The sequence below is a fragment of the Roseovarius nanhaiticus genome (genome assembly GCF_900156535.1).
Lineage (GTDB): Bacteria > Pseudomonadota > Alphaproteobacteria > Rhodobacterales > Rhodobacteraceae > Roseovarius > Roseovarius nanhaiticus.
Map to the genome: position 1 here is coordinate 213047 of NZ_FTNV01000002.1, position 22795 is coordinate 235841.

The 22795-nt window shown below is 64.1% G+C and carries 20 protein-coding genes and 1 pseudogene; 7 read left to right on the forward strand and 14 right to left on the reverse strand.

The window, feature by feature from the left end:
• The first annotated feature begins 63 nt into the window (after positions 1-63).
• From BW975_RS11200 to rpsA, 3 genes and pseudogenes are all read left to right on the forward strand, one after another.
• Complete coding sequence (locus BW975_RS11200; protein ID WP_076534038.1) at positions 64-1071, forward strand: PAS domain-containing protein; 1008 nt, start codon at positions 64-66, stop codon at positions 1069-1071.
• Between the two features lie 197 nt (positions 1072-1268).
• Positions 1269-1892, forward strand: a complete 624-nt coding sequence (locus BW975_RS11205; RefSeq protein ID WP_076534040.1) for a (d)CMP kinase — start codon at positions 1269-1271, stop codon at positions 1890-1892.
• Between the two features lie 231 nt (positions 1893-2123).
• A pseudogene (gene rpsA, locus BW975_RS11210) lies at positions 2124-3818 on the forward strand (30S ribosomal protein S1); the annotation flags it as partial.
• 61 nt (positions 3819-3879) lie between these two features.
• Here the strand turns inward: rpsA and BW975_RS11215 are convergent.
• The 7 genes from BW975_RS11215 to BW975_RS11245 all read right to left on the reverse strand — a co-directional run bounded on the left by BW975_RS11215 (position 3880) and on the right by BW975_RS11245 (position 10593).
• Positions 3880-4800, reverse strand: a complete 921-nt coding sequence (locus tag BW975_RS11215) for a calcium/sodium antiporter (RefSeq protein ID WP_076534044.1) — start codon at positions 4798-4800, stop codon at positions 3880-3882.
• Between the two features lie 139 nt (positions 4801-4939).
• Positions 4940-5818 carry a dimethyl sulfoxide reductase anchor subunit family protein gene (locus tag BW975_RS11220; RefSeq protein WP_076534046.1) on the reverse strand — a complete coding sequence of 293 codons (879 nt, stop codon included), beginning with the start codon at positions 5816-5818 and terminating at the stop codon, positions 4940-4942.
• A 1-nt stretch (position 5819) separates the two neighbouring features.
• Complete coding sequence (locus BW975_RS11225) at positions 5820-6575, reverse strand: 4Fe-4S dicluster domain-containing protein (protein WP_076534047.1); 756 nt, start codon at positions 6573-6575, stop codon at positions 5820-5822.
• A complete protein-coding gene (locus BW975_RS11230) occupies positions 6572-6763 on the reverse strand; it encodes a hypothetical protein (protein ID WP_076534049.1) in 192 nt (63 codons plus the stop codon). Before BW975_RS11230 ends, BW975_RS11225 begins: the two co-directional genes overlap by 4 nt.
• Positions 6760-9585: a molybdopterin oxidoreductase family protein gene (locus BW975_RS11235; protein ID WP_076534051.1), complete on the reverse strand. Its 2826-nt coding sequence runs from the start codon at positions 9583-9585 to the stop codon at positions 6760-6762. Before BW975_RS11235 ends, BW975_RS11230 begins: the two co-directional genes overlap by 4 nt.
• A gap of 149 nt (positions 9586-9734) precedes the next feature.
• Positions 9735-10313: a DUF1523 family protein gene (locus BW975_RS11240; protein ID WP_076534053.1), complete on the reverse strand. Its 579-nt coding sequence runs from the start codon at positions 10311-10313 to the stop codon at positions 9735-9737.
• Between the two features lie 13 nt (positions 10314-10326).
• On the reverse strand, positions 10327-10593 hold the full coding sequence (locus BW975_RS11245; RefSeq protein WP_076534055.1) for a hypothetical protein: 267 nt from the start codon (positions 10591-10593) through the stop codon (positions 10327-10329).
• 161 nt (positions 10594-10754) lie between these two features.
• On the opposite strand from BW975_RS11245, the gene BW975_RS17940 reads away from it, so the two are divergent.
• Complete coding sequence (locus BW975_RS17940) at positions 10755-11054, forward strand: hypothetical protein (RefSeq protein WP_139329169.1); 300 nt, start codon at positions 10755-10757, stop codon at positions 11052-11054.
• Positions 11055-11345: 291 nt separating this feature from the next.
• Here the strand turns inward: BW975_RS17940 and BW975_RS11255 are convergent, their stop codons facing one another.
• On the reverse strand, positions 11346-12554 hold the full coding sequence (locus tag BW975_RS11255; RefSeq protein ID WP_076534059.1) for an aminopeptidase P family protein: 1209 nt from the start codon (positions 12552-12554) through the stop codon (positions 11346-11348).
• 143 nt (positions 12555-12697) lie between these two features.
• Here BW975_RS11255 and BW975_RS11260 point away from each other — a divergent pair, with 143 nt between their 5' ends.
• The 3 genes from BW975_RS11260 (at position 12698) to BW975_RS11270 (ending at position 16462) form a co-directional block, all read left to right on the forward strand.
• Positions 12698-13708: a P1 family peptidase gene (locus BW975_RS11260; protein ID WP_076534061.1), complete on the forward strand. Its 1011-nt coding sequence runs from the start codon at positions 12698-12700 to the stop codon at positions 13706-13708.
• 99 nt (positions 13709-13807) lie between these two features.
• Positions 13808-14920 (forward strand): transporter substrate-binding domain-containing protein, encoded by a 1113-nt coding sequence (locus BW975_RS11265; RefSeq protein WP_083687084.1) that lies wholly within the window; start codon positions 13808-13810, stop codon positions 14918-14920.
• Positions 14921-14992: 72 nt separating this feature from the next.
• Complete coding sequence (locus tag BW975_RS11270; RefSeq protein ID WP_244512607.1) at positions 14993-16462, forward strand: NAD-dependent succinate-semialdehyde dehydrogenase; 1470 nt, start codon at positions 14993-14995, stop codon at positions 16460-16462.
• A gap of 65 nt (positions 16463-16527) precedes the next feature.
• Here the strand turns inward: BW975_RS11270 and BW975_RS11275 are convergent, their stop codons facing one another.
• The 6 genes from BW975_RS11275 to BW975_RS11300 all read right to left on the reverse strand — a co-directional run bounded on the left by BW975_RS11275 (position 16528) and on the right by BW975_RS11300 (position 22767).
• Positions 16528-16995 (reverse strand): Hsp20 family protein, encoded by a 468-nt coding sequence (locus BW975_RS11275; protein ID WP_076534065.1) that lies wholly within the window; start codon positions 16993-16995, stop codon positions 16528-16530.
• 137 nt (positions 16996-17132) lie between these two features.
• Positions 17133-17936 (reverse strand): trypsin-like serine peptidase, encoded by an 804-nt coding sequence (locus BW975_RS11280; RefSeq protein WP_244512606.1) that lies wholly within the window; start codon positions 17934-17936, stop codon positions 17133-17135.
• Positions 17933-18745 (reverse strand): trypsin-like serine peptidase, encoded by an 813-nt coding sequence (locus BW975_RS11285; protein ID WP_076534066.1) that lies wholly within the window; start codon positions 18743-18745, stop codon positions 17933-17935. The genes BW975_RS11280 and BW975_RS11285 overlap by 4 nt, the downstream gene beginning before the upstream one ends.
• A gap of 61 nt (positions 18746-18806) precedes the next feature.
• Entirely contained in the window at positions 18807-20135 is a 1329-nt protein-coding gene (gene glcF, locus BW975_RS11290) for a glycolate oxidase subunit GlcF (protein WP_076534068.1), read from the reverse strand.
• Positions 20135-21268, reverse strand: a complete 1134-nt coding sequence (gene glcE, locus BW975_RS11295) for a glycolate oxidase subunit GlcE (protein WP_076534749.1) — start codon at positions 21266-21268, stop codon at positions 20135-20137. The genes glcF and glcE overlap by 1 nt, the downstream gene beginning before the upstream one ends.
• A 59-nt stretch (positions 21269-21327) precedes the next feature.
• On the reverse strand, positions 21328-22767 hold the full coding sequence (locus BW975_RS11300; RefSeq protein WP_076534070.1) for an FAD-linked oxidase C-terminal domain-containing protein: 1440 nt from the start codon (positions 22765-22767) through the stop codon (positions 21328-21330).
• Positions 22768-22795: the final 28 nt, after the last annotated feature.

Sequence of the window (22795 nt, forward strand, 5' to 3'; positions counted from 1 at the left end):
CTTGTCCGCCCCGGATTGGCAGAATATATATTGGGATCTTGACCCTGATCAGGTACGGTTTCTATGTCACTAGATCTCAAAGACGCTGTGTCGCTGTCCCATGACACGATCCGCGAAAATGACGTATTCGCGCATGCGATCAGGCACAGCCGCTTGCCGCTTTGCATCACCGATCCGACAAAGCCGGACGAGCCGATCGTCTTTGCCAATCAGGCGTTTTGCGATCTGACGGGCTATGATGAGGCCGATTTCATAGGCAAGAATTGCCGCTTCCTGCAAGGCGAAGAGACCAGCCGCGAAAGCGTGCAGCAGATCCGCGACGCCATGGACGCGCGCGAGGTGACGATGGTCGAGATCATCAACTACCGCAAGAATGGCGAGAAATTCCTGAACGCGCTGCAGATCGGGCCGATCTACGACGAGGACGGCGAGCTGATCTTTCGATTCGGCTCGCAGCTCGACATCTCGTCGCACCGCGAGAAAGAGCGCAAGGCGGCCGAATTACGGACTGCCGAATTGCTCCACCGGCTCAAGAATATCGTCAACGTCATGAGCGTTGTGATCAAGATGACGGGCCGGGACGAGACCGATCCGCAGGAATACAGCGAAAAGGTGATCGAGCGTCTCGTGGCCCTCGGTCAGACCCATTTCGACACCCTGACAAGCGAGCGGCCACGCGCGCTCAACTTCGATCATCTGGCGCGTACGCTCCTTTTGGCCTACGCGCCCTTGGGCGAACGTCAGGTCACATTCACCGGCCCCGAGGTTGAGCTGACCGGCGACATGGTCACTTCGCTCACGCTTTTGCTGCACGAACTGGCGACGAATTCGGTCAAGCACGGAAGCCTTGGCAGCGAAACAGGCCGGGTCGAGCTATCTTGGAACAAAAGCGACACGGGCGATTTCAACATGATCTGGCGCGAGCTTGGCGGCCCCGTGGTTGCCGCGCCCGACAAGGAAAGCGGCGCCGACATCGTGGGCAAGCTGATTGCAGCGTCGCAGGGCGCCTTGAATTTCGATTGGCAGCCCACGGGCCTGATCGTCACACTCAACCTGCCGATGGACGACTGATTGCCAGCTCTTGGCGCTGGGGGCCATGTTTTTTCTTGAAAAAATACCCATGCGGCCGGACAGCCATCATCACGATTTCACGATGGCGGATGCGCCGCGCGCTTGAGGCGCCGGCGCCCATCGGGTAGCCATGGCAGCGAAGACTTAGGCAAGGCGCGTCAAACCGGGGCGCGCGCGGGCAAAGGGCGGACCAGGCCATGGCATTCACGATCGCGATCGACGGGCCTGCAGCGGCGGGCAAGGGTACGGTCGGGCGGCAGCTGGCCGCGCATTTCGGTTATGCACATCTCGATACCGGCCTTCTTTACCGTGCCACCGGACGCCGGATGCTGAACGGCGAAGGCGCCGTCGAGGCGGCGATGAATTTGCGCCCCGAAGACCTCGGCGCGCCGGATCTGCGTACGCCCGAGGTGGGCCAGGCCGCCAGCCGTGTCGCCGCCATCCCCGAAGTACGCGAGGCGCTGATCGACTTTCAGCGCGCCTTTGCCACCCGCGCGGGCGGCGCCGTTCTGGACGGGCGCGATATCGGCACTGTCATCTGTCCGGACGCGGATGTGAAACTATACGTCACCGCCGGTGACGAAGTGCGCGCCGCACGCCGCCTCGCCGAGCTGACCAGCACGGGACATGACATCGATTTTCAGACGGTCCTGGCCGATTTGCGTCAACGCGATGCCCGCGACAGCGCCCGCGCCGACGCCCCACTGAAACCCGCCGAGGATGCGATCCTGCTGGACACCTCGCAGTTGACCATCGACGAGGCCGTTGCAACCGCCATCGCCGAGGTCGAGCGCGTGCAGGCCGCGCGCGCGCCCGGCTGATGCCCGCACGCGTCTGGCCCTTGCCATTCGCGCCCTTTCCCCATATACGCGCGCCTGTCACCAGGGCGATACATATCGCAATTGCGAAAGTCATCGAGCAGGGTCCGGATACTCCCGTGCCCTCTTTCTGCATTTTGCTCATCGCCTGACCAATGAAACCCGTCTCACTTCAAGTGGACGTCACCCAGACCGGCGGAGACAACCGCACGGCCCGTAAAAACCGAAAAAGGAACCCGAGACCACATGGCTCAAGATACATCTATGGAGGAATTCGAAGCCCTCCTGAACGAAAGCTTCGAAATGGACACGCCCGATGAGGGCACAGTCGTCAAGGGCAAGGTTATCGCTGTCGAAGCGGGCCAGGCCATCATCGACGTCGGCTACAAGATGGAAGGCCGCGTTGATCTGAAAGAATTCGCAGATCCCGGCGAGCAGCCGAACATCAATGTCGGCGACGAGGTCGAAGTCTTCCTGCGCTCGGCCGAAAACGCCAAGGGCGAGGCTGTCATCAGCCGTGAAATGGCCCGCCGCGAAGAAGCTTGGGATCGCCTCGAGAAGGCATATGCCGCAGAAGAGCGCGTCGAAGGCGCCATCTTTGGCCGCGTCAAGGGCGGCTTTACCGTCGATCTCGGCGGCGCCGTGGCCTTCCTGCCCGGCTCCCAGGTCGATGTGCGCCCCGTGCGCGATGCCGGCCCCCTCATGGGCCTCAAGCAGCCGTTCCAGATCCTCAAGATGGACCGCCGCCGTGGCAATATCGTGGTCTCGCGCCGTGCGATCCTCGAAGAGAGCCGCGCCGAGCAGCGCGCCGAAGTCATTGGCAAGCTGACCGAGGGTGACAATGTCGACGGCGTCGTCAAGAACATCACCGAGTACGGCGCATTCGTCGACCTGGGCGGTGTGGACGGCCTGCTGCACGTCACCGACATGGCATGGCGCCGCGTCAATCACCCCTCCGAGATCCTCGCCATCGGCGAGACGGTCAAGGTGCAGGTGATCAAGATCAACAAGGAAACGCACCGCATTTCCCTGGGCATGAAGCAGCTGCAGGAAGATCCGTGGGACATGGTCGCCGCCAAGTACCCGCTGGAATCGACCCATACGGGCCGCGTGACCAACATCACCGATTACGGCGCCTTCGTGGAGCTGGAGCCGGGTGTCGAAGGTCTCGTTCACGTCTCGGAAATGTCCTGGACCAAGAAGAACGTGCATCCCGGCAAGATCGTGTCGACCTCGCAAGAGGTTGAGGTCATGGTCCTCGAGATCGACCAGGCCAAGCGCCGCGTTTCGCTCGGTCTCAAGCAGACCATGCGCAACCCGTGGGAAGTCTTTGCCGAGACGCATCCCGAGGGCACCGAGGTCGAGGGCGAGGTCAAGAACATCACCGAATTCGGTCTGTTCATCGGCCTCGAAGGCGAGATCGACGGCATGGTTCACCTCAGCGACATCAGCTGGGACGAGCGTGGCGAGGATGCGATCCAGAACTACCGCAAGGGCGACATGGTCCAGGCGGTCGTTTCCGAAGTCGACACCGACAAGGAGCGCATTTCGCTTTCGATCAAGAACCTCGGCGGCGACAAGTTCGCCGAAGCGGTCGGCGGCGTGAAGCGTGGCTCGATCATCACCGTCACGGTGACCTCGATCGAGGATGGCGGCATCGAAGTGGAATATGAGGGCATGAAATCCTTCATCCGCCGCTCGGACCTGAGCCGCGACCGTGCCGAGCAGCGCCCGGATCGTTTCTCGGTCGGTGACAAGGTCGACGTGCGCGTGACCAACGTGGATTCGAAATCGCACCGCCTGGGTCTGTCGATCAAGGCACGCGAGATCGCCGAAGAGAAAGAGGCCGTGCAGCAGTATGGCTCGTCCGACTCGGGCGCGTCGCTGGGCGACATTCTTGGCGCGGCACTCAAGTCCGACAACGACTGATCCCGCCGGGATAATGGTTAAGGAAAGGCCCCGCAGGCGACTGCGGGGCCTTTTTTGTGGATCAGCCCTGCGCAGAAAGGATATAGGCGATATAGGCGATCAGCATCAGCGCGCCGAGCACACGCCCGATGGCCGGGCGCAACAGCAACAGCCCGGTCAGGAGCAGCGAGGCTGCTATCATGATCGGCAGATCGAAAACCAGGAAGCGGGGCGCCACGGGGATGGGCGATATGATCGCCGTTACCCCCAGAATCCCCAGCACGTTAAAGATATTCGAGCCGATCACATTGCCTATGGCGATGGCAGACTGGCGGCGTAGGGCCGCCACCACGGATGTCGCCAGCTCGGGCAACGACGTGCCGACGGCGACAATCGTAAGGCCGATGAAGGCTTCGGACAGGCCGAAATCCTCCGCGATGGCGACCGCGCCATCCACCAGAAACCGTGCACCCAGCATCAGCGCAACCAGTCCGCCGACCAGCCACAGCGCCGCCCGCGGCGCGGGCATGGGCGGCGGTAGGTCCGCCTCATCCGGCACATCATCTCCGGGCGCGAGATAGGCCCAAACCAGATATCCGGCCAGCGCCGTGACAAGGGCCAAGCCCGCCGCGCGCCCCACCTCGCCGAGCGCGAATATCGGGATAAGCGCCAGTGCGGCGGCCACCATCACGCCGGTGTCACGCCTGAGCGTCGCGCCCGACACAGCGATCGGCCAGATCAGCGCGGTCGCACCAATGATCAGCAGCACGTTGGCGATGTTCGAGCCGACCACGTTGCCCAAGGCGACGTCAGGCACGCCGCCAAGGGCGGCCTCGACCGAGACCAGAAGCTCGGGTGTCGAGGTGCCGAAGCCCACCACCGTGAGGCCGATCAACAGAGGCGAAATCGCCATCCGGCGCGCGAGTCCCACGCTGCCCCGCACCAGCGCGTCACCGCCCAGAAAGAGGCCGACAAGGCCGAGGGCGACGAAAAGGTAATCCATGATAGCTCCGGTTTGGTTCAGGTGATCACTGGCAGGTGAGACTGCTGCCGCCCGCCTGCAAGGTCCGGCGAAAAATAGATATCGCGCGCGGGGTTCGGGGCGGTTTTCGAGTATTTTTGGAACAATGACGGCCTGGCATTCAGGCGTGACGCTTGCCGTAATAAAGGCCGACGACATGCTCGGCCTCGGCGAAGAAAAGCCAGCGCGAGGCGGCGATGCCCAGAACGTGGCACAGCACCGCAAGCGCCGCCACGATATGCCCTGCCGGCAGCCCCAGCAGCATCACGGGAAGGACGTAGCCCAGCGTGAGGGCGATCAGGCGCAATTTGAACGCGTGTCGGCGCCCCACGACATGCACGAATTCGCGCAAGAGATAGTTGGTGCCGGTATGGGGCGGCTCGAACGCGCGGGGCGTGCCGATGGGGCCAAGGCCGGTGGCGGTTTTCAGATCCGTGCCCGAGCGGGCGAGCGCGCCGTCGCCGCGCCTCCACCAGACGATCTGGATCAATGCGGCGACGGGCAGAAGGAAAATCGCCAGCGTCACCTGCCCCGCCATCAGCGCGCCACCCGCAAGCGACAGGGCCAAAAAGAGCGCAGGCGTCAGCCATGTGCGCCAGCGCGGCACTGTGCGCATCTGCGCGTAGATCATCGAGGTGGTGAAGATGACGCCAAGGCTGAGCGCGGCGCCCAGCCAGCCCAGCGGCGCCCAGCGCTGATCGAAAAAAACGAGGCCCGCGCCGTAGACTGCCATGATGAGGAGCGCCGCCACCGCCGCCCAGCCTTCGCGGCTGAGCCAGCTTGTGCGCCACTGGCTGAACGCCTTGAGCGCGCGCTCGGGGTGGCCAAGGTGGAACGTGGAGGCCGCAAGGCCGCACACCGCCAGCAGATAGGCGATGGCGAAGAAGACGAAGCCAACCCAGCCCGTGGGCGCGATGAGGCCGCCGCCGAGCCAGAAGAGCAGACCAAAGCCGAGACCCGAGAGGGTGGTGAAGATGATGACGGACGGGGCGGGATGCATCTCAGACCTTTGAAAGGGCGCGGTCGAGCCAGGCAACGAAGCCCCTTTGCTCGGTCATGGGGGTGTCGAGGAAGGGCGCGAGGATATCTGTCTGCTCGCCCTGCCCGAGTGTGTCGCGCGGGCGCGGCGGCAGGTATTTGTTGACCGGCTTCGTGCCCTGCTCGGGCATGAGGTCAAACCCGCCACGCTCGGCCGTCAATTGGCTGACATGGCTATCCGGATCGGCAAAATCGCCGAAATGCCGCGCACCGGCCGGACAGGTGCGCACGCAGGCGGGGACGCGGTCCACCTCGGGCAGGTTCTCGTTGTAGATGCGATCGACGCAGAGCGTGCATTTCTTCATGACACCTTCCTCGGCGTCCATCTCGCGCGCGCCATAGGGGCAGGCCCAGGCGCAAAGGCCGCAGCCGATGCAATCGCTCCCGTTCACCAGCACGATCCCATCCTCGGCCCGTTTGTAGCTGGCCCCCGTGGGGCAGACGGTGACGCAGGGCGCGTCCTCGCAATGGAGGCAGGATTTCGGGAAATGGACGAGCTGCGCTGCGCCATCCTCGGGCTGGACCTCGTAGCTGTGGACGCGGTTGAGGAAGGTGCCACTGGGGTCAGGGCCGTAGGGGCGCTGATCGCTGAGCGGGGCGCCGTAATTCTCGGTATTCCAGCCCTTGCAGGAGATGACGCAGGCATGACAGCCGACGCAGGTGTCGAGATCGATGACGAGGCCAAGCTTGCGGGGAGTATCGGGCGGGAGCGCGGTCATGCTGTTGTGCCTTTTGCCGCGCCCGACCGGGGCGCTGCCCCGGACCCCGGGATATTTGTCGCAAGAAGGATGGGGGTGGGCCGCGCCGCGGCCTCGTCGCCCCATGTGGCGATGAACCAGATGAATGAGCCGAGGACGAGGGCCACGAAGACGAGTATGGCCAGAAGGGTGCGCTGCGGTCCGCTCATTTGCCTACCTTCCATGCGAGTGTGTCTGGGCCGGTGCCGACCGGGGAGTTTTGAGCGGGCGTGATTGGATGCGCCTCGGCGGGGGCGGGCACCTTTTCGAGCTTCACGCGCAGATCGAACCAGGCGGCTTGGCCGGTAATGGGATCGGAGTTGGACCATCGCAGCCCGTCGCCCTTGGGCGGGAGCAATTCGTGGATGAGATGATTGAGAAGAAAGCCTTTGGTGCTCTCGGGGGCGCCCTCCCTCAGCGCCCAGGCGCCCTTGCGCTTGCCGATGGCGTTCCATGTCCAGACGGTATGCGGGTTGAGCGCGGCCATATGCGCGACGGGCACGGTGATTTCGCCATGGGCAGAGGTGACGTACGCCCAGTCGCCATCCTTGAACCCGTGCTTTTCGAATAGCTGCGTCGGCAGGTAGAGTGGGTTATGCCCGTGGATCTGGCGGAGCCACGCGTTCTGGCTGCCCCAGGAGTGGTACATCGCCATGGGGCGTTGGGTCAGCGCGTGGATCGGGTATTCGGCCTCATCGACGTGGCCGTCCTCGAGCGGGGCATACCAGATGGGCAGCGGATCCATCGTGGCCTTGATCCGCTCGCGCAGATCGTCCGGGGGCTGGCGGTCGCCGTGGCCCTCCGCGGCGCGTTGGAAGCGGCGCAGCGGCTCGGAATAGAGCTCGAATATATAGGGCTGTGGCGCGTCGAAGATGCCGATCTTCACCGCCCAGTCCTGATAGGCCATGTTCCATGGCTTGTAGTATTGCGCATCCTCAGGGATGTGCTGGACGCAGAAACCGCCGTTCCGGATATAGCTGTCCAGCTGCGCCTCATTGGGGGCGCCGCGCCCGTGGGTCAGGCCGTGTTCGCCCATGCGCCAGCCGGCAAGCGGGCCGATGCCGGGCTTGCGCTCGTGATGGGTGATGTAGTCGGCGTAATCGGCATATTTCTGGCCGCCATCTTCGGTGACGAAACCGGGCAGGTTCAGGCGCGCACCCAGATCGCACAACGTCGATTGAAAGCCGCGCACGTCGCGGTCGGGCGCGACTACGGGCCAACGGATGGCATCCGCGGCGCCGTTCGGCTCGCTGATCGGGCGGTCGAGGAGCGAGATGCAGTCGTAGCGCTCGAGATAGGTCGTGTCGGGCAGGATGAGGTCGGCATAGGCGACCATCTCGCTGCTATAGGCGTCGGAATAGATGATGCGGGGGATGACATACTCGCCGTTCTCGTCCTTGTCCGTCAGCATCTGCATGACGCCTGACGTGTTCATCGACGAATTCCACGCCATGTTAGCCATGTAGAGGAACAGGGTGTCGATCTTGTAGGGGTCCCCCGCATGCGCGTTCGAGATGACCATGTGCATCAGCCCATGCGCGCTCAGCGGGTTCTCCCATGTAAAGGCCTTGTCGATGCGCGCCGGGCTGCCATCGGATTTCAGGCAGAGATCCTCGGGGCCCATCGGATAGCCCAGATGCGGGCCATCGAGCGGCTTGCCGGGGCTAGTGTTGCTGTGCGGGCGCGGGTGGATATGCGCAGGCTTGGGGTATGGCGGCTTGAACCGCATGCCGCCGGGCACCTCGACCGTCCCGAGCAGGATCTGCAGCATGTGCAGCGCGCGGCAGGTCTGGAACCCGTTGGAATGGGCCGAGATGCCGCGCATCGCGTGAAAGCTGACCGGGCGGCCCGTCATGGTCTGGTGCGTCTCGCCGCGGAAATCGGTCCATTCGCGGTCCAGCGTGATCGCCTCGTCGAAGGCGACGCGGGCCAGTTCGGCGGCGATCGCGCGGATCTTCAGCGCAGGTATGCCGCAGCGTTCGGCCACGGCCTCGGGAGCGTATTGCGGATCAAGGTATCGCTCGGCCATGAGATGCATCACGGGGCGATGCGTGACGCCTGCCGCGCGGTGGGTGCCATGCAGGTCCGGGCGGATGCCCTTTGCGTCGAACGCCGCGAGCTTGCCGGTGTTCCGGTCGATCACCTGTGGCTTGCCCTCGCCATCCCGCAAGAACAATCCATGCTCGGGCGATTTCAGATCGCCGTTCACCAGCACCGGCGCGTTGGTGTAGCGCGCAAGGTAGTCGAGGTCGATCCGGCCCGTGCGCATCAGCTCGTGCACCAGCGCGAGGATGAAGAGGCCATCGGTGCCCGGCGTGATGCCGACCCAGTCATCGGCCACGGCATTATAGCCCGAGCGGATCGGATTGACGCCGATGACACGCGCGCCGCGCGCCTTGATCTTGCCGATACCCATCTTGATCGGGTTGCTGTCGTGATCCTCGGCCACGCCGAAGAGCATGAATAGCCTGGTATGCTCCCAATCGGGGCTGCCGAACTCCCAGAAGGCGCCGCCCATCGTGTATATGCCCGCCGCCGCCATGTTGACCGAGCAGAAGCCGCCATGCGCCGCGTAATTCGGGGTGCCGAAGTTTTGCGCCCAGTAGCTGGTAAAGCTTTGCGACTGGTCGCGCCCGGTAAAAAATGCCAGCTTCTCGGGTGCCTCGGCGCGCAGAGGCGCGAGCCAGTCCGTGGCGAGCGAGAGTGCCTCGTCCCAGCTGATTTCCTCGAACTCGCCCGATCCGCGCGGCCCCGTGCGTTTCAAGGGCGCGCGCAGCCGAGCGGGTGAATTGTGCTGCATGATCCCGGCACTGCCCTTGGCGCAGAGCACACCCTTGTTGATCGGGTGATCCCGGTTGCCCTCGATATAGGCAACCTTCCCATCCTTCATGTGCACATCGATCCCACAACGGCAGGCGCACATATAGCAGGTGGTCTTGCGCACCTCGTCCGAGACGGGCGGGCTGAGATCGAGATCGGGCTGGGGATGCATCACTGCGATTTTCGGCCTATTGCTGGGGCGAGAGGCTGCGGTTTACTCGTGCTGCGGCGGCCTTTTTCAAGGCTGATCCAAGCATATGCGGCGCGCGTTTGTCACGGACCTTTTGCTTGGATCGATCGCTGCGCATTGACGCGGCCCGCTCAGCCCCAGCCTTCGGTCAGCTCATCGGATTTGCGCCGTTCGCGCCGGTTGCGGAATTTGCGCCAGCGCGCCCAGATGCCCCAGACGAACGCCGCCAGAACCGTCAGCAGAATGATGTTGAACCATGGGATAATGCGCACGTCCGGACCGGCGACCGGCTTGACGGAAACGGCGTTGGGATAAATCGACAGGAATTCGTTGCGCCATCCGTAATGCGTGATCGACACCCATTGCGCGACGGCCGCGCTACGGGTCGAGACAAGGTCCGACGCCTCGGCCTGCAGATTGGCCGTGTCGAACTTGAAATAGGGCGGCCAGCCCCAGCCCGTATCCTCGTTGCGATAGATCATCGGCTTGCCGCTCTCCAGAAAGGTCTGGATGAAAAACACGTCCCGGTTGGTCGGCGCGCCCGTCTCGCTGCTTGGGGGATTGGCCCAGAAGAACGGATAGTCGAAATCCTCGCGCGTTTCGTAGGTGTCGGTGATGCGCACGATGTCGTGCTGCGGCAGCGTATAGTGCAGGAATGCCAGAACGACCGCCCAGAACGCGCCCCAGAAAACCCATTTCACATAGACCATTCCGGGCCCCTTTTCAGTTGAAATTCGTCAGGTAAATGACCACCGCCACCACCGTCACGGGGATAACGTAGACGCCGAAGATCAGTTTCCGGCGCAAGGAACTATCGTACTCCTTCAGTCCCGCCTCGACGAACTCCTCCTCGCTGCCGGGCTTGCCCTGGATCAGCCATTCGGCCTCCAGCTTGCCGCGGCGCACCTGCCGGGAATAGATCGACAGCACGGCATAGATCAGCGTCAGGATAGCTCCGCCGAAGACGATCAGTTTCAAAAGTGCGGCCATGATGCGTCCCCTCCGGATGCGCTGTCCCCTTGTAGGGCGGATCGGGGGGTTTGGAAACAGGATGTGGTGGAAGGCGGATGGACAGCGTGCCGTCAATTGCCGTTGAGGGCGACGGGAGCTTGCTTCACCGTGGCTTCGGACGCCAGACAGGACGGCTTGCCATGCGCGATGAATTCGAAGGGCAAAAGGCGGCGATCCGGATCGTAGCCCATGCGGCGGGGGTATGGATCGCGCTTCTGGCCCTGTATCAGCTTGCGACGATCTTCCGCTTCAACATCTTGGCAGCATACACGATCCCCATCGCGTTGCTGCTACCACTGATCTTCGCGCCCAAGGTTGCGAGGGCGTGTCAGGCACGGCTGGGGCCGGGGGCGACAGATATTGCCGCGATGGTGTTGATGGCCGCGCCGGCTGCGCTTTGGCCGCGTTCATCATCGAGATTGGCATCATCGCCAGCCTGATGTCCCGGCGCAGGGCCGTGGCCTTGCCGATGCTACTTGAGCGCATATTCAACCAAGGGACGACGATCATCATTTTCGGGCCGATCCGTTTCTGGATGATGGGCGGTTTGGTCGGCGGACTCAGCGCTTTCGCCGTCGCCGCTCTCGCGCGGCGCATGGTCCCGAAACCAAGATAGGAGGACCGCCTTATCAAGGCGCGTTCGTCTTGAAGTCGATGGGCAGCATCACGCGCGGAACGCAAAAAAGGCGGCCCATAACAGGCCGCCTTTCTAGATTAAATGGCGTTCGGCCTTAGCCGACGACGTTGAACTCCGGCCCGTAGGGATAGCCGGTGATATCCTCGTTGCCGTCCTCGGTGATGATCAACACGTCATGCTCGCGGTAGCCGCCTGCACCAGGCTGGTCGTCGGCGATGGTCAGCATCGGCTCCATCGAGATGACCATGCCGGGCTCGAGCACCGTGTCGATATCCTCGCGCAGCTCCAGGCCCGCCTCGCGGCCGTAGTAATGCGACAGGACACCAAAGCTGTGGCCGTAGCCGAAGGTGCGGTACTGCAGCAGCTGGCGCTCTTCGAGGAAATCGTTGATCTTGTGCGTGATCTCCGAGCAGGACGCGCCGGGCTTGAGCAGGCTCATGCCATATTCATGCGCGGCCACGTTCGCCTCCCAGATCTTGAGCGACGCATCGTCGACCTCGCCCACGAACATCGTGCGCTCCAGCGCGACGTAATAGGCGCTGATCATCGGGAAGGTGTTGAGCGACAGGATATCGCCATGTTCCAGCTTGCGCGCGGTGACGGGGTTGTGCGCGCCGTCGGTGTTGATGCCGGACTGGAACCAGACCCATGTGTCGCGGTATTCCGCATCGGGGAATTCCTTGGCGATCTCCAGCTCCATCGCGTCGCGGCCTGCCATGGCGACGTCGATCTCGCGGGTGCCGATCTTGACCGCGTCCTTGATCGCGTAGCCGCCCACGTCTGCCACCTTACAGCAGCGGCGGATCAAATCCAGCTCGGCCTGGCTTTTCGCCATGCGCTGCACCATCGTGGTGGGGGCGATATCGACCGATTTCGACGGCTTGAGGAAGCTGTCCATCTTGGACTTTTGCAGCAGCGTCAGGTGATCGGCCTCGTAGCCGACAACTTTGCCCTCGCCCGACACGGACAGGATCGCGCGCCAGTAATTGTCGCGCTGCCAGTCAGTATACGTGATATTGTCGCCATGGCAGCGGCGCCAGGGCTGGCCCGCGTCGATGCCGGCCGAAATGGTCACATCCTGATCGGCGGTGACGACAAGGCCGTAGGGACGGCCAAAGGCGCAATAGAGAAAGCCCGAATAGTAGGCGATGTTGTGCATTGAGGTGAAGACAGCCACATCGACCCCAAGGTCGTTCATGCGGGCGCGCAGACCTTTGAGACGGGCCTCATATTCGGCAGCCTCGAACTGGAGGGGTGCCTTTTCACCATTGTGAAAGCGATACATTTCAGGACGTGCAGTCATTTCGACCTTCCTTCTACAGAAAGATCCCGGCGTTCAGGACTGTTGATGTAAATGGCCTTGGCCCATAGATCCGGGCGAGCGGCGCCACCGCTCCGGCTGACGCTAATCTTGCCGATCTCGCGGATTCTGGCAAGATGTTTTGCATGACCCAAGCGCATAAACGTAGCGGCGGCCCCGGCGCGCTGAACCTGATCACCGATGTCGCGGGGCTCCGTGTCGGCAATGCAGCCGATGCGCGGATCAAGAGCGGCGTCACGGTTCTGTGCGCAGACACACCCTTCACCGCCGGCGTGCATGTGATGGGCGGCGCGCCCGGCACGCGCGAGACGGACCTGCTCGCGCCGGACCGCACGGTGCAACAGGTCGATGCGCTGGTCCTATCGGGCGGCTCGGCATTTGGGCTGGATGCAGCGTCGGGTGTTGCGGACGCGCTGGCGGCGGAGGGGCGCGGCTTTGCGGTGGGCGCAGCGCGCGTGCCCATTGTGCCGGGCGCGATCCTTTTTGATCTGTTGAATGGCGGCGACAAGGATTGGGCCGAAAACCCGTATAAGCGGCTGGGGCGCGAGGCGTTCAAGGCGCAGGGTGCGCAGTTCGATCTGGGCAGCACGGGCGCGGGTGCGGGCGCGCTGACTGCAACTCTGAAAGGCGGGCTTGGGTCGGCGTCCTTTGTGCTGCCCTCGGGCCATACCGTTGGCGCACTGGTTGCGGTGAATGCGCTGGGGTCGGCGACCGTGGACTCGGGGCCACATTTCTGGGCCGCGCCGTTCGAAATCGCAGGCGAGTTCGGCGGATTGCGCGCGGCGCAGGAATTTGGGGAGGTTCACACGCCGCGCACCAAGATGGACGGCGGCAACACGACGATCGCCATCGTTGCCACCGATGCCGCGCTCGACCAATCGCAATGCACGCGTCTGGCCATCGCGGCGCATGATGGTATGGCGCGGGCGCTGATCCCGTCTCACACGCCGATGGATGGCGATCTGGTCTTTGGGGTCAGCACTGGCGCGCGGCCTCTTGAGGATGCGTCCGGCGCTGTGCTGCTGGGCCATGCCGCGGCCACCTGCCTTGCCCGTGCCATCGCGCGGGCGGTCTATCTGGCGCGTCCCGCGCCCGGTGACGTCATGCCCTGCTGGCGCGACCAGTTTGGTCGCTGAGGGGCCGCGAAGATGCCTCGGAACGCGCCACACTTGCGCGCCGCGGCGTTAATCGGGATAAGACCACCGTCCGAACCCGCATAAAGGCCCGCATCGACCGTGTTCACCTCCCTGCCCCGCCTCGGCGCCCGCGTCATCGCCCTGCTCCTTCTGCTGCTGGCAACCCTGCCCGCCACCGCGCAGAACAGCGACGTGCCGATCCCCGAGATGGACATCCAAGGGCCGCTGGTCTTCTTGACCAAGGAATCGCCGCCCTTTTCCTTTGTCGGCGCAAATGGCGCGTGGAGTGGGATCACCATCGACGCCGTGACCAATATCGCAAGCGATCTGGGCTATGAAGTCGAGTGGCGCGAGGACACGCTGCCCGGCATGCTGAGCCAGGTCGAGGCGGGCACGGTAGACGGCGCCGCCGCTGCGATCACCATCACCCCGGCGCGCGAGGCCGAGCTGGACTTTACCTTTCCCTTCTACACGACCGGCCTTGGCATCGCGATCGACCCCGATGCAGGTAGCGGATGGCTGCAAGTCGTCCGCAACATGTTCACATGGCAATTCGCCGTTGCCATTGCCACGCTTTCGACCGTGCTCCTGATCGCGGGCGCGGCGATGTGGTTTTTCGAGCGCGGCCATAACGAAGAATTCCCTCGCGATCCGGTTCAGGGGCTCGGCGACGGCTTTTGGTGGGCGGCGGTGACGATGACCACCGTTGGCTATGGCGACAAGGCGCCGCGCACTCTGGGCGGACGCATCGTGGGGCTGATCTGGATGTTCACCGCGATGCTGATCGTCGCCAGCTTTACCGCTGCCATCGCCGCCTCGCTGACTGTGGGCAGCCTCGGCAATCCGATCCAGGGCGTGACGGACCTGAAGAATTACCGCATCGGCGTCGTCGAGAACAGCACCGGCGCGGACGAGATGGTGGGCCGCGGCATCCGCATCAGCCGCTATGACGGCCCGCGCGAAGCGCTCGACGCGCTGGTCGCGGGCGAGGTCAGTGCCTTTGTCTATGACCGGCCTTTGATGCAGTGGATCGTCACACAAGAATACGAGAGTGACATCCGTATCCTTGAGGATGAAATCGGCCGCCAGGACTATGGCATCGCGCTGCCCACCGATTCCGAGCTGCGCGAGCCGATGAACCGCGCGCTGCTGAGTTATCTGCGCACCGATGCCTGGAGCCGGGTGCTCGACAGCTATGTACCGGGCCGCTGAGGCGGTCCGGCTGGACAAGCCGACTGCAAGGTGCTTTGCCTTGCAGCAGAGACAATCGAAAGGATGCATGACATGAGCACGACAGATCTCAAATCTTTGCTCAAAGACCCCGGCCTGCTGGCCGACAAGGCCTATGTGAATGGCAAATGGGTCAGCGGTGACAAGACCTTCGACGTGACGAATCCCGCGCGCGGCGACGTTATCGCGCAAATGGCCGACCTCAGCCGCGATCAGGTGGCCGAGGCGATCGCCGCAGCCGAGAAAGCCCAGAAAGACTGGGCCAAGTGGACCGGTAAGGAGCGGGCCGCCGTCCTGCGCAAATGGTTCGACCTGATGATGGAGCATCAGGACGACCTGGGCACCATCATGACCGCCGAGCAGGGCAAGCCGCTGGCCGAGGCCAAGGGCGAAATCGCCTATGGCGCGTCCTTCGTCGAATTCTTTGGCGAAGAGGCCAAACGCGTCTATGGCGAGACGATCCCCGGCCACCAGCGCGACAAGCGCATTATGGTCATCAAGCAGCCCATCGGCGTTGCCGCCTCGATCACGCCCTGGAACTTCCCCAACGCGATGATCACCCGCAAGGCCGCGCCTGCGCTGGCCGCAGGCTGTGCCTTCGTGGGTCGCCCCGCTGCCGAGACACCGCTGAGCGCCACTGCCTTGGGTGTGCTGGCCGAGCGTGCGGGCATCCCCGCAGGCGTCTTTAACATCGTGACCTCATCGCGCTCCTCCGACGTCGGCAAGGAATTCTGCGAGAACCCCGCCGTGCGCAAGTTGACGTTTACCGGGTCGACCGAAGTGGGCCGCATTCTGCTGAAGCAGGCCGCCGACCAGGTGATGAAATGCTCGATGGAACTGGGCGGCAACGCGCCCTTCATCGTGTTCGACGACGCCGATCTCGATGCCGCCGTCGAGGGCGCCATTATGTGCAAGTTCCGCAACAACGGCCAGACCTGCGTCTGCGCCAACCGGATCTATGTGCAGGCCGGCGTCTATGACGCCTTCGCGGAAAAGCTGAAGGCAGCCGTCGAAAAGCTGAAGATGGGCGACGGCATGGAAGAGGGCGTGAACCTCGGCCCGCTCATCAACAAGGACGCGATCACCAAGGTGCAGGAGCATGTCGCCGACGCCAAGTCCAAGGGCGGCAAGGTCATCCTGGGCGGCGGCGAACCGGCGCAGCGCGAGGGCAACTTCCTGCCGCCGACCATCATCACCGGCGCGACGCAAGAGATGCAGGTCGCCACGGACGAGACGTTCGGGCCTCTGGCGCCGCTCTTCAAGTTCGATGATGTGGACGATGTGATCGCGATGGCCAATGACACAATCTTCGGCCTTGCCAGCTATTTCTACGCCAAGGATCTGAGCCGCGTCTACAAGGTGGCCGAGGCGCTGGAATACGGCATCGTGGGCGTGAATACGGGGATCATCTCGACCGAGCTGGCGCCCTTCGGCGGCGTCAAGCAGTCGGGCCTTGGCCGCGAAGGCAGCCATCACGGCATCGAGGACTATCTCGAGATGAAATACATCTGCATGTCGGTCTGATTTCGGACCGATCTTCGCCAGAACACAAAGCGCCCCGCCGGTCCTCCGGCGGGGCGTCATTCGTTTTAGTTCACCGACTTGGCGTCGACGACATCCTCGTCACCGCTCTTGCGGCTCTCGATCGCAATGCGGCGAGGCTTGAGCGCCTCAGGCACTTCGCGCACCAGGTCGATATGCAGCATGCCATCCGCATGGGTCGCGGCGGTCGCGCGGACATGATCTGCCAGTTGGAAGCGCCGCTCGAACGCGCGGGTGGCGATGCCGCGATGCAGATAGGTGCGTTCCTGCCCGTCATCGGCCTTGCGGGCCGAGACGATCAGCGCGCCCTCGCGCAGCTCGACCGACAGGTCGTCCTCGGCAAAGCCGGCAACGGCGACGGAAATGCGCCAGGCATCCTCGCCAGTCTTCTCGATATTATAGGGGGGATAGGTCGGCTGCGGGGTATCCGCGGTCAGCACGCGGTCCATCATGTCCGCGATCTGGTCAAACCCGACAGTGGCCCGATAGAGCGGGGCCAAATCAAAGTTTCGCATGGGTCATCCTCCATTGAGCGATACCATTATGATATGCCTTCCCCTAAGGGACAGGCGGTCGTAGCGCGGACCCTTGCGGCGTCCGCCTATTATAATTTGGGAGGTGGGCAGCCCCGTTTCAAGAGCTGCCTGGCGCCTCACGGCTTGGCGAATTTTGCACCGCTGGCCGAGCCACCAAAGCCCAGGTTGTTACTGCGCGGAATGGCACCGGCCGCGCGCGGCGCGGTGCGTAGCGCGCGTTTCAGATCCTCGACGAGGCCCGGCAATTCCATTCCATAGGCCGTATCCTGATCACCCGCCGAAATCACCGAGACGATGCGCGCGCGCTGCCCCCTGCCGCGCGCGAAAACCGGCGCGCCCGAGCTGCCGAAGGTCACGTCGCAGTCGAAGGCCATCAGGCCCTGCCCCGCCGCCGTGACCCCGCATTCGCGCTGCCAAGACAGGGCAGCATCGCGCCCCTGCCCGTAGCTGACGACACTCACATTCAAGCCCGCTTGGGCCTCGGCGCTGGACAGAACGAAGGGGCTGGCCACTGCGGCCAAGATCGGCTCTGCAAGCTTCAGCAGGGCCACATCGTGGCGGATCATCTGGGCGGTCATCCGTCGTCCGGGGATATATCCATCATGCGCCGCAATGCGCGCCACGCCGGTTTGCGAGATAAACTGACCATCGCGCAGCCCCGCACTGAACGTGATAAGATCAGGCGCAATCAGCGCGCCTGCATCGTCATAGACGCAATGCGCCGCCGTCAGCACCAGATCGGGCGCAATCAGCGCCCCGCTGCAATAGCCCTTGCCCTCGAGGTCCAGTCGCCCAACGGCCTCCCAGCCGAAAAGGTCTTCACGATCCGTCAGCCGGATCAGACTGCTGCCCGCGCCCAGCGGTGCAGCCAGGGCAACAAGCGCGGCAGTGGCCGCGAGGATATCCCGCAGCCGCATCATGGCTTGGCAAATTTTGCGCCGGTCTCGCGCACTTGGCCCACCTCGGCCATGAACGGTCCGTCACCCGCCGTGCCGCCCCCGCCGGAGGCCAGCTCGGCTCGCAACACTTCGAGCGGCAGTTGCAATTGCGTGCCCAGCGATACCTTGCGACCGTCCACTTCGGCCATGGCCGAGACAACCGAGACGACGCGGGGCACGTCGCCGTCAAAGGTGAAGATCGGCGCGCCGGAGCTGCCGTAATCCACATCGCAGGACATGACCAGAACGCCCTCCTGCTTGGCGATCACCTCGCACACCTCCTCCAGCGACGGCGCATCGGCGCGTCCGCGCGCGTAGCTGACGACCCCCACGCGCTGCCCCGGCTCGGGGCGCACATCGGTCGCAAAGGGCGCGACACGCGCGTTGCGGATGGGATGGCGCAGCTCCAGAAGGGCCACATCGTTGCGCACCCGCTCGGGCGCGACGGCGCCATCCTGCACGTAACTGGGATGTACGACCGCGCGCCGCACAAAGCGGTAAGCCGAGGCCCGCCCGTTGCGCCAACCGGCTAAGAATTCGATCTTCTGATGGTCCAGCCGCGCGCCCGTATCGCTGTCATAGAGGCAATGCGCCGCTGTCAGCACCAGATCGGGCGCAATCAGCGCGCCGGTGCAAAAGCCCCGCCCCGCCAGCTCCAGACGGCCCACCGCCTCCCAGCCGCGCCCGTCATCGCCCGTATCCAGCCGTTTAAGCGGCGCCTCCTGAGCGAGCGCCGGCTGCGCAACGCCGCCAAGGCATAGGGCGAGGATGATGAGCGAAATGCGCGACATGAAGATCCTCGGCAGTCAGGAAAGGCATGATCAATCGAGTAGCAACGGTTTGAGGCGAAATTTAGGCGCCTGCCGCCGCGAAACGCAAATTCGGCACACGCTCGCCGCCCTCCATGGCGGGTGGCATCGGCCCGCCCGTCGCCCAATCCAGAAGCTCGGCAGTATGCACCATCGGAATGTCGGTGCCCCCGGCGATCTGCATCATGCAGCCGATATTGCCCGCAGCAATCACATCGGGCTTTTTCGCCTCCAGCGTTTCGACTTTGCGCGCTTTCAGCTGCTTGGAGATCTCGGGTTGCATCAGGTTATACGTTCCCGCGGACCCGCAGCAAAGATGGCTATCGGCAGGCTCGACCACGTCAAAACCGACCCGGCGCAACAGATCCTTGGGATAGGTCTTGATCTGCTGACCATGCTGGAGCGAGCAGGCGGCATGATAGGCCACTGTCAGCCCCTTTGGTGCGCCCTCTGGCAGGCCCAGCTGCATCAGAAGTTCGCTGATATCCATCGTGATGCCGGACACGCGCGCGGCCTCCTCGGCCAGTGCATCATTTCGGAACATATGCCCGTAATCCTTGACCGTCGTGCCGCAGCCCGACGTATTGATCACGATCGCATCGAGGCCACCGCCCTCCATTTCCGCGCTCCAGGCGCGGATGTTCCTGGCCGCGGTCTCATGGCTTTCGCCGGTCTTGCCCATGTGATGCACCAGCGCCCCGCAACAGCCCGCGCCCTTGGCCACCACCACGTCGCAGCCCAGCCGCGTCAGCAGGCGAATGGTGGCGTCGTTGATATCGGTGTTCAGCGCCTTTTGCGCGCAGCCCGTCATCAGCGCGACGCGCTTGCGCCGCGGCGCGCGGGCGGCATGGGTTTGCGGATCGTCATTGCGGCTGACCGGCGGGATCGTCTTCGGCGCCATTTCCAGCATCGCGCGCAGCCGCGGATCCGGCATCAGCCGCGCAAAAGGTCGGCCCATCTTGGCGCCCAGCAGAGCCAGCCGAAAGCGCCCGGGATAGGGCAGGATGCGCGCCAGGATCCAGCGCAGCGCGCGATCCGACAGGGGCCGTTTGTAATTCTCGTTGATATAGGCGCGGGCATGGTCGACCAGATGCATGTAATGCACACCCGATGGGCAGGTGGTCATGCAAGCCAGGCAGGACAGACAGCGGTCGATATGCTTGACCGTCTTTGCATCGGGGATCCGCTCGTTCTCCAGCATGTCCTTGATCAGGTAGATCCGCCCGCGCGGGCTATCCAATTCGTCCCCGAGGATCTGGTAGGTTGGGCAAGTGGCCGTGCAAAAGCCGCAATGCACACAGGCGCGGAGGATCTCGTTCGATCGCGCGATCTCGGGGTCGGCCAGCTGTTCGTCGGTGAAGTGGGTCTGCATCAGGCAGCTCCTGCGCCGTAGGATTGAACGGGCGCCATCAGCCCCGGATTGAACAGGCCGCGTGGATCGAACTTGGCGCGCAGCCCAGCCTCAAGCGCGGCGACAGGGGCCGCACCGGGGTGAAAGGCGCCCAGCCGGGCCTTGGTCTCGGGCGCCGCGCGCACCAGTGTGGCATGCCCACCGAACATGCCCAGCCGGGCGCGGACGTCCGTGCCCTCCGGCACGCACAGCCAGATCAGACCGCCGCCCCAGTCGAAAACGACCTCCGCCTCGGGAACCCGCGCCGCCAGCGCCGGGCCTTCGGTCGGGCGGGCCGAAATGCGCCAGACATCACCGTCGGGGCCGAAATGCGTGACGTCACGGATGTCGCGCCAGACCTCAGCCGCGTCCTCGACCGTCTCCCATGCGCCGAACTCGGCCAAGAGGCGCCGCATCTCGTCGGCACGGTAGGCGACAGAGGCCTCGAATCCTTCCAGGCGGATCAGGGTGCGCCCTGCATCCGCCGCCACATGCGCGGCCCCCGACACCTCGAAGGGCGAGCCCAGCGCGCGGCTAAGCGCAGCGACAGCGCGCTCTGGCTCCATCCCCTCCACCGCCAGCGTCGCCGAGGCGCGCGGCGCGGGCAGCACCTTCAGCGCGACCTCCGTAAGAACGCCCAAGGTTCCAAAACTGCCCGTCATCAACCGGACCAGATCGTATCCGGTCACGTTCTTCATCACGCGCCCGCCATTCTTCAGAACGCGTCCTGATCCATCGACGAACCGCACACCCAGCATGAAATCACGGCACGCACCCGACGCGATGCGGCGCGGCCCCGACACGTTGCAGGCCACGACCCCGCCGATCGTCGGAACGCCGGTGGTGCCCATCAGGGCGCGATGATCCATTGGCTCGAATGGCAGGCTCTGCCCTTCAGCGGCCAGCGCGGCTTCGATCTCGGCCAGCGGCGTGCCCGCCTTGACCACCAGCGTCAATGCGCCCGGCTCATAAAGCGTGACGCCGCTCAGACCCGCGGTCGACAGCGCCTCGCCCACACCAGTGCCAATGCCGCGCGTGCCGCCGCCAATGATGCGCAACGGACTATTCGCCTGCACGATCGCCTGCGCAAGATCGGCTTCGGTTTCAGGTGTCAGGACTTTCATTGTTCCTCAAATACTCAATCGACCGAAAATGCCGGATTCAATCGCCCGGCTCATTCCGCCGCCATCCGCCGCGCGCCGCTAACGTCCAGCGGGAATACTTTGGCCGGATTCAGCAGCCAGCCGGGATCGAACACATCCTTGACCGCCATCTGGATCTCCAGATCCTCGGGCGCATATTGATAGCTCATCAGATCGCGTTTCTCGATGCCGACGCCATGCTCGCCGGTCAGGCAGCCGCCCGCCTCGACGCATAGTTTCAGGATCTCGGCCCCCAGCGCCTCGCACAAATCCTGTTGGCCGGGCGTGTTGGCATCATAAAGGATGAGCGGGTGCATATTGCCGTCGCCCGCGTGAAAGACGTTGCCGACCATGAGGCCAAATTCCTCGCTCAGCTCGCCGATGCGGCGCAGTACGAAGGGCAGCTGGCTGACCGGGATCGTGCCGTCGAGGCACATGTAATCGCCCATCTGCCCCATCGCCCCGAAGGCCGACTTGCGGCCCAGCCAGATGCGCGCGCTCTCGTCGGTCGAGGCACTCTGGCGCAGCTCGACCGGATCGTGGCGGCGCGCGATCTCCAGAATGATCTCCAGCTGTTCGTCAATCTCGGCGGGGCTGCCCTCGACCTCGACGATCAAAAGTGCCTCGCAATCAGGATAGCCGGCATGGGCATATTCTTCGGTCGCGCGAATGATGGGCCGATCCATGAATTCGATGGCCACGGGCAAGACACCCGCCTTGATGATGTCCGACACGCAAGCGCCCGCGACCTCGTTGCTGTCATAGCCGATCAGCACGGGGCGCGCGCCCTCGGGCTTGCGCAGGATCCGCAAGGTCGCTTCGGTCACGACGCCCAGCTGGCCCTCGCTCCCGCAGATCAGCCCCAGTAGGTCGAGGCCACCCGCATCCAGATGCGCGCCGCCGATCTCGGTCACGGTGCCGTCCATCAGCACCATCGTGACGCCCAGCAGATTGTTCGTGGTGACGCCGTATTTCAGGCAATGCGCCCCGCCCGAATTCATCGCGATATTGCCCGAAATGGCGCAGGCCAACTGGCTGGACGGGTCGGGCGCGTAGAAAAACCCGTGCTCTTCCACCGCGCCGGTGACGGCCAGATTGGTGCGCCCGGCGCCGACGCGGATGATGCGACTGTCCAGATCTGTCTCGATCACCTCTGTCAGGCGCGCAGTGCCGAGGATCACGCAATCGGCGGTGGGCAATGCGCCCCCGGCCAGCGATGTGCCCGCGCCGCGGGGCACGACGGGCACGCCCATCTCGTGGCACACCTTGAGGGTCGCCGCGACTTCCTCGGTGCTGCGGGGCAGGACAGCGGCCAGCGGCGCGCAGCGATAGGCGGCCAGCGCGTCGCATTCGTAGGCGCGCGTTTCGGCAGGGTCCGAAATCACGGCATCCTGCGGCAGAACAGCGCGCAGACGCGCGACGATGCGGTCCTTGCCCGCGACGATGGATGCATTGGGGGCTGGCATTTCCATGGGAATTCCTCCTCGGGCGAGGTTAAGC